This is a genomic window from Pseudomonas sp. Pse35 (assembly GCF_024519715.1).
GTDB lineage: Bacteria > Pseudomonadota > Gammaproteobacteria > Pseudomonadales > Pseudomonadaceae > Aquipseudomonas > Aquipseudomonas paracarnis.
Genome location: NZ_JALJRP010000063.1, coordinates 1 through 6046 on the forward strand (window position 1 = coordinate 1; position 6046 = coordinate 6046).

Annotated in this window: 7 protein-coding genes; 4 read left to right on the forward strand and 3 right to left on the reverse strand. The window is 59.2% G+C overall.

What is annotated here, in order from left to right:
* Together OC445_RS26665 and OC445_RS26670 are read left to right on the forward strand one after the other, a co-directional pair.
* On the forward strand, nt 1-822 hold an 822-nt coding region (locus OC445_RS26665; RefSeq protein WP_262020449.1), incomplete at its 5' end, for an RHS repeat-associated core domain-containing protein.
* Nucleotides 819-1205: a hypothetical protein gene (locus OC445_RS26670; RefSeq protein ID WP_054898814.1), complete on the forward strand. Its 387-nt coding sequence runs from the start codon at nt 819-821 to the stop codon at nt 1203-1205. The genes OC445_RS26665 and OC445_RS26670, both read left to right, overlap by 4 nt.
* Nucleotides 1206-1256: 51 nt before the next feature.
* Here the strand turns inward: OC445_RS26670 and hemB are convergent, their stop codons facing one another.
* The 3 genes from hemB to OC445_RS26685 all read right to left on the reverse strand — a co-directional run bounded on the left by hemB (nt 1257) and on the right by OC445_RS26685 (nt 3892).
* Nucleotides 1257-2231 carry a porphobilinogen synthase gene (gene hemB, locus OC445_RS26675; RefSeq protein ID WP_016977356.1) on the reverse strand — a complete coding sequence of 325 codons (975 nt, stop codon included), beginning with the start codon at nt 2229-2231 and terminating at the stop codon, nt 1257-1259.
* 116 nt (nt 2232-2347) lie between these two features.
* Complete coding sequence (locus OC445_RS26680) at nt 2348-3190, reverse strand: PhzF family phenazine biosynthesis protein (protein ID WP_089042728.1); 843 nt, start codon at nt 3188-3190, stop codon at nt 2348-2350.
* A 3-nt stretch (nt 3191-3193) separates the two neighbouring features.
* A complete protein-coding gene (locus OC445_RS26685) occupies nt 3194-3892 on the reverse strand; it encodes a glutathione S-transferase N-terminal domain-containing protein (RefSeq protein ID WP_003190312.1) in 699 nt (232 codons plus the stop codon).
* A gap of 250 nt (nt 3893-4142) precedes the next feature.
* On the opposite strand from OC445_RS26685, the gene OC445_RS26690 reads away from it, so the two are divergent.
* Both OC445_RS26690 and OC445_RS26695 read left to right on the forward strand, forming a co-directional pair.
* A complete protein-coding gene (locus tag OC445_RS26690; protein WP_072448718.1) occupies nt 4143-4844 on the forward strand; it encodes a histidine phosphatase family protein in 702 nt (233 codons plus the stop codon).
* Between the two features lie 58 nt (nt 4845-4902).
* A complete protein-coding gene (locus OC445_RS26695; RefSeq protein ID WP_032903692.1) occupies nt 4903-5958 on the forward strand; it encodes a permease in 1056 nt (351 codons plus the stop codon).
* Nucleotides 5959-6046 lie beyond the last annotated feature (88 nt).

Genomic DNA, 6046 nt, shown 5'->3' on the forward strand with positions numbered 1-6046 from the left:
ACCACGCCCTACCACTACCAACTCGACCACCTCGGCACCCCGCAGGAACTGACCAGCCCTGAAGGCGAAATCGTCTGGTCCGCCCACTACCGCGCCTACGGCCAGATCGCCCGGCTCGACGTGGGCAAGGTCGACAATCCGCTGCGGTTTCAAGGCCAGTATTTCGATGCGGAAAGCGGACTGCACTACAACCGCCATCGCTACTACAATCCGGATATTGGTCGTTACCTGACACCGGACCCGGTGAGGTTGGCGGGTGGGATCGATGGATACCGGTATGTGCCCAATCCTACGGGGTGGGTGGATCAGCTAGGCTTAAGTACGTGTCCAGGTGCAGATGGATGTACGCAACATCAACGTACTGAAACCTCCCACGGCCAGGCAAAGGTAGATGAGGGGGCTCCCTCGCTCCCCAGCTCAGATAAAAAAAGAGAATATCTATTTCGCGGGGATTTAAGAGAGCCAGATGAAATTTTTGAAAGAGGTTTTGAAAGTAGAGGCGCCAGCACAGACCTATTCCTGCACACGTTGAATAATGCCAGCCCTCCCAGCAATTTCGTCCCTACTTCGACCTCAAGGAAACAAGCCTTGGTATTCGCTTCAAATTTTGGCTTCGAGGAAGGCTTTCTTTACACCCTAAAAAAAATCCCTGGAATAGACGTAAATAAAGCGTTGGGCGCACGTTCCAAACATAGAAACGAGTTAGAAATCGCAATTCCTGGACGAATTGATACCAAGGATATTTTAGGTGCATCGCCAGTCAACGAAGACGGTACCTTCAAGGGATACACAATATTGAACCCTAATAGGAAATACCCATGAAATCGCGTGAAATCACCATCATTAAAAACGGTATACGTGACAGCGCAGTGATCGAATACGAAGGAGGCAAGCCCACCCTTTATCTTTTGCTAAGCAATGGGACAAAAAAAACCTATACAGCAATGGATTTATACGACTGCTTCGGTGTATTGAGAGCGGATATGAAAGACACCGTTTTTCTTTGCAAAGGCGGAAAAATTAACGTTCATACATCAGGTATGTCCTCACATATGTCAAATGGTCTTATTGCTTACGAGCTAACACTGGGGCGGCCAGATGGGGAGGTTGTACATATATTCGCTCACGAGGAAAACGATCTCACCAATGATATACAACAGCAGCATGATTTCTGCCAGCGATGGGCTGAATCGGTGCAGATCTAGCGGATGCCCCGTGGCAACTAACCTCCTTTGCCACAGGGCTAAACGCCGCCTTTAAATCCCCGCCAACGCCAAATCCATCGCAAAATACGTAAATATCAAATCCGCCCCCGCCCGCTTGATCGACCCCAACGTCTCGCGCACCACTCGATCCTCATCAATCGCCCCGGCCTGTGCGCCGAACTTGATCATCGCGTACTCACCGCTCACCTGGTACGCCGCCACCGGCAGGCGCGAGGCTTCGCGGATGTCGCGGATGATGTCGAGGTAGGCACCGGCAGGCTTGACCATCAGCGCGTCGGCGCCTTCCTGTTCGTCCAGCAGCGATTCGCGCACGGCTTCGCGGCGGTTCATCGGGTTCATCTGGTAGCTTTTGCGGTCGCCCTTGAGCGCGCTACCGCCGGCTTCTCGGAAGGGGCCGTAGAGGGCCGAGGCGAATTTGGTGGAGTAGGCCATGATCGGGATGTGGGTGAAGCCGGCGTCATCCAGGGCGCGGCGGATGGCCTGGACCTGGCCGTCCATCGCCGCTGACGGGGCGATCACGTCGGCGCCGGCGCGGGCGGCGGCCACGGCTTGCTTGCCGAGGTTGACCAGGGTCGCGTCGTTGTCGACATGGGCACCGTGCATCACGCCGCAGTGGCCGTGGTCGGTGTATTCGCAGAAGCAGGTGTCGGACATCACGATCATTTCCGGCACGGCGTCCTTGATGATCGAGGACATGCGCGAAACCAGGCCGCGTTCTTTCCACGTGTCGCTGCCGCTGGCGTCGAGGTGGTGGGACACACCGAAGGTCATCACCGACTTGATGCCAGCGCGGGCGTAACGCTCGATCTCACCGGCGAGTTTTTTCTCAGGAATGCGCAACACACCCGGCATGCTGGTGATGGGCACGAAGTCGTCGATTTCTTCTTCGACGAAAATCGGCAGTACCAGGTCGTTGAGGGTGAACTCACTTTCCTGGAACAGGCCACGCAGTTCCGGGGAGCGGCGCAGGCGACGTGGACGGGCTTGGGGGAACTGGCTGGTCATGGCAATCCTGAAAAATGGCTGAACACTTTGGGGCGAAAGCTTATGCCCCCAAGTCCCGGCAACACAAATGCCGAGGGGCCAATAGTGTATTGCCGGGTGCGTAACAATTCATTGATCTACAGCTGTAGACGCCCTTCGATGCACAACGCTACGGCGCCGCCCACCCAGATTTCATCGCCCTGGCGCTCGATATGAATACGCCCCGCTCGCCCGATCGCCGTGCCTTGGCTGACCACGTAACGGCTGGGCGCCAGGCCCTCGGCGAGCAGCCACTGGGCCACGCCGGCATTCAAGCTGCCGGTGGCCGGGTCTTCGGCGGCGCCATCGCCAGCGACAAAAGCGCGCACTTCAAAGTGCGCGTCCACCGCATCACGCGTCGGATCACAGGGGCCGATCACCCCTACGGCCAGACCCAGCAGTTGCGCATAGTCCGGTTGCAACGCAAGCACCGCGTCACGATCAGCCAGCATCACCGCCAGCCAACCCGCACCATTGTCGACCCACTGGCTGCGCACAATCGCCTCGGGCGCCAGCTTCAAAGCCAGGCGTACGCGCTCCAGCAACGGCGCCTCCACGGGCCCTGCACGCAACAATGGCGGCGCGATAAACGCCAGTTGGTCACCCTGGCGACGAATACGCACCAAGCCGATTTCGCACTCCTGGATAATCTCCTCCCCACGCGGCACGCCGCCAGCCTGCAACCAGGCGTGGCAACTGCCCAAGGTTGGATGCCCGGCGAACGGCAGCTCTTTGAGGGTGGTGAAGATTCTTACCCGATAGTCAGCACGTGGGTCGCGCGGCGTCAGTAAAAACGTGGTTTCGCTGAGGTTGGTCCAATTGGCAAAGTCCGCCATCTGCTGGTCGGTGAAGCTATCGGCCCCCAGCACCACGGCCAAGGGGTTGCCTTTGAGCGGTACGCTGCTGAATACGTCCAGTTGTTGAAAATCGAAAGTCGGCATGCATCAGCTCGGAATGTTCAGGCCACGGATCACCGCAGGACGTGCGACAAAGCCGTCCAACGCGCGCAGTACGTTAGGGAAATCGGTGATGCCTACCAGGTCACCGGACTCGTAGAACCCGATCAGGTTGCGAACCCACGGAAAGATCGCAATGTCGGCGATGCTGTACTCGTCGCCCATGATCCAGGTGCGGCCCAGCAGGCGCTTTTCCAGCACGCCCAGCAAGCGCCGCGATTCGGCGGCGTAGCGATCACGCGGGCGCTTGTCCTCATAAGCCTTGCCGGCGAATTTGTTAAAGAACCCCAGTTGGCCAAACATCGGGCCAATGCCGCCCATCTGGAACATCAACCATTGCAGGGTTTCATAGCGGGTGGCCGGGTCTTCGGAAAGCAACTGGCTGGTCTTTTCCGCCAGGTAAACGAGGATCGCGCCGGATTCGAACAGTGCCAGCGGCTGCCCGCTCGGGCCGTTGGGGTCGATAATCGCAGGGATCTTGTTGTTGGGGTTCAGGGACAGGAACTCGGGAGACAATTGGTCCTGGGTGTCGAAGCTGACCTTGTGCGCCTCGTAAGGCAGGCCCAGTTCTTCGAGCATGATCGACACCTTGACGCCGTTGGGCGTGGGTAGCGAATACAGCTGCAGGCGTTCTGGGTGCTGGGCGGGCCATTTGCTATTGATCGGGAAAGCGGCGAGTGCGTTCATCGAGAACCCCCTGGTCGGAAAGCCCCATCATAGTCATCTGCCTGCCGTCGTGCATGGGTCATCGTTGCGCAACATTTGCCAGCTAGTATCCCGCGTGGGCGAACCAAAGCGCCCGAATGCACTCTTAAGAGCGCCCGAACAATGAATGGAGGCTGCTTGCTATATCGACAGGGAACACCGCAGGACGCTGATGCGTCACTGGGGCCGGGCTTGTCCGCCTTAACCCGACGCACGAAGACTCGAACCTATCATGAAGATCAAGCCTCTGCGCCTTGTGCCACGACTCAAACGTTATTCCTACATGGTATTGCCGCTGCTGCTGGTCAGCGCTGCCATCGTCACCGCCCTGGACGCCCGTGAAAGCCGTGCGCAACCGGTCGATGGCGTACAAACCCTGGTATTCCTGCGCCACGGCGAAAAACCGGCCGGAGGCCTGGGCCAACTCAATTGCCAGGGCCTGAACCGCGCCATGAACCTGGCGACTCTGTTGCCGGAAAAGTTCGGCAAAGCCAACTATGTGTTCGCTGCCAACCCGACGCGTAACGTCGAGGAAGGCGAACTGGATAACTCCTACAGCTACATTCGCCCACTGATCACCATCAGCCCCAGCGCGATCAAGCTCGGCCTGCCGGTGAACATCGAGTTCTCAGCGAATGACACCAGTGCCCTGGCCGAAGAACTGGTCGAGGACAAGTACCGCAACGCGACCATCTACACGGCCTGGTCCCATGGTTACTTGCCGGAACTGATCAACAAAGTCGCCAGCGAAGCCGCCGGCGAAAAACACACCATTACCAATGATTGGTCTGGAAATGACTACGACTCCCTGTACGTGCTGACATTGACCTGGCACAACGGCAAGGCTTCGCTGCTCAGCCGCAACTACAAGCAAGGGCTGAATAACGGCGGGGAAAACTGCCCGGACCCGACCCAGGTCAGCGCAGATATCTGAAGCTTGGGCCGCAGGGGCGTATGATGCCGGGCTATCGACTCACCTGCGGATCATCTCCATGTCCAACCTCGCTTCCACCCAGCCCAACCGCGGCTGGGCATTCTGGTGCAAACCTGCGCTGTTTCTCCTGGTGGCCTGCATCGGCCTCTACTATGTGAAGTGGTCGCCCTACTACCTAAAGGCGTTTGTAGCGGCCGACAACCACAGCATTGGCGCCTCGATTCTCAATGATCAGCAAAGCTCGCCTCTGGCGGCGGCGCTGGCCTATGCCCAGGTGTATTTCCTGGCCATCTGGAAAGCCGCCGTACTGGCAGTGATCCTCGGTTCATTGCTGCAGGTATTGATCCCCCGCGACTGGCTGCTGCGCCTGTTTGGCCGCGCCGGGCTGGGCTCGACCCTGCGCGGTGGGCTGTTCGCCCTGCCGGGGATGATGTGCAGTTGCTGCGCGGCCCCGGTGGCGGCGGGCATGCGCCGCCAGCAGGTGTCGGTCGGCGCGGCGCTGGCGTTCTGGATTGCCAACCCGGTATTGAACCCGGCGACATTGGTGTTCATGGGCTTTGTGCTGGGCTGGGGTTTCACCGCGCTGCGGCTGGTGGCGGGGATTGTGCTGGTGGTGGGCGTGTCCCTGGTGGCACAGCGCATTGCGCGCCCGGACCAGGTGCCGGAAGCAGCACTTGAAGCCGTTGCCGACGTCAGCACAGTGGAGTCGCAACCGTTCCTGAGCCGCTGGTTGCGCACCCTGTGGCAGCTGTTCTGGAGCACTATCCCGGTGTATATCCTGGCGGTGCTGATCCTCGGCGCGGCGCGGGTGTGGCTGTTCCCTCATGTAGACGGGGCGATGGCCGACAGCCTGGTGTGGCTGGTGCCGCTGGCGATTGTGGGCACGCTGTTCGTGATTCCGACAGCGGCAGAGATTCCTATCGTACAAACCATGATGGCCCTGGGCATGGGCACCGGCCCGGCCGTTGCCTTGCTGATGACCCTGCCGAGCGTGAGCCTGCCGTCACTGCTGATGCTGCGCAAGGATTTCGATGCGCGGGTGCTGGTGACGGTAGCCGGCTTGACCATGCTGGTGGGGGTGGTGTGTGGGTTGATTGGAGCGGTAATTCTTTAGATTTCAAGTGGGGCTGATGGCCTCATCGCAGCATAGGCGAGGTGCCGAGTGGTGGGGCAAGAGCGTTTTGCTTACTTTGGCCTGGGCC

What these genes read in the sequence shown, in the direction of transcription:
- OC445_RS26670 (WP_054898814.1), top strand. Translation starts at nt 819, where the DNA reads ATGAAATCGCGTGAAATCACCATCATTAAAAACGGTATACGTGACAGC.
- hemB (WP_016977356.1), bottom strand. Translation starts at nt 2,231, where the DNA reads ATGACCAGCCAGTTCCCCCAAGCCCGTCCACGTCGCCTGCGCCGCTCC.
- OC445_RS26680 (WP_089042728.1), bottom strand. Translation starts at nt 3,190, where the DNA reads ATGCCGACTTTCGATTTTCAACAACTGGACGTATTCAGCAGCGTACCG.
- OC445_RS26685 (WP_003190312.1), bottom strand. Translation starts at nt 3,892, where the DNA reads ATGAACGCACTCGCCGCTTTCCCGATCAATAGCAAATGGCCCGCCCAG.
- OC445_RS26690 (WP_072448718.1), top strand. Translation starts at nt 4,143, where the DNA reads ATGAAGATCAAGCCTCTGCGCCTTGTGCCACGACTCAAACGTTATTCC.
- OC445_RS26695 (WP_032903692.1), top strand. Translation starts at nt 4,903, where the DNA reads ATGTCCAACCTCGCTTCCACCCAGCCCAACCGCGGCTGGGCATTCTGG.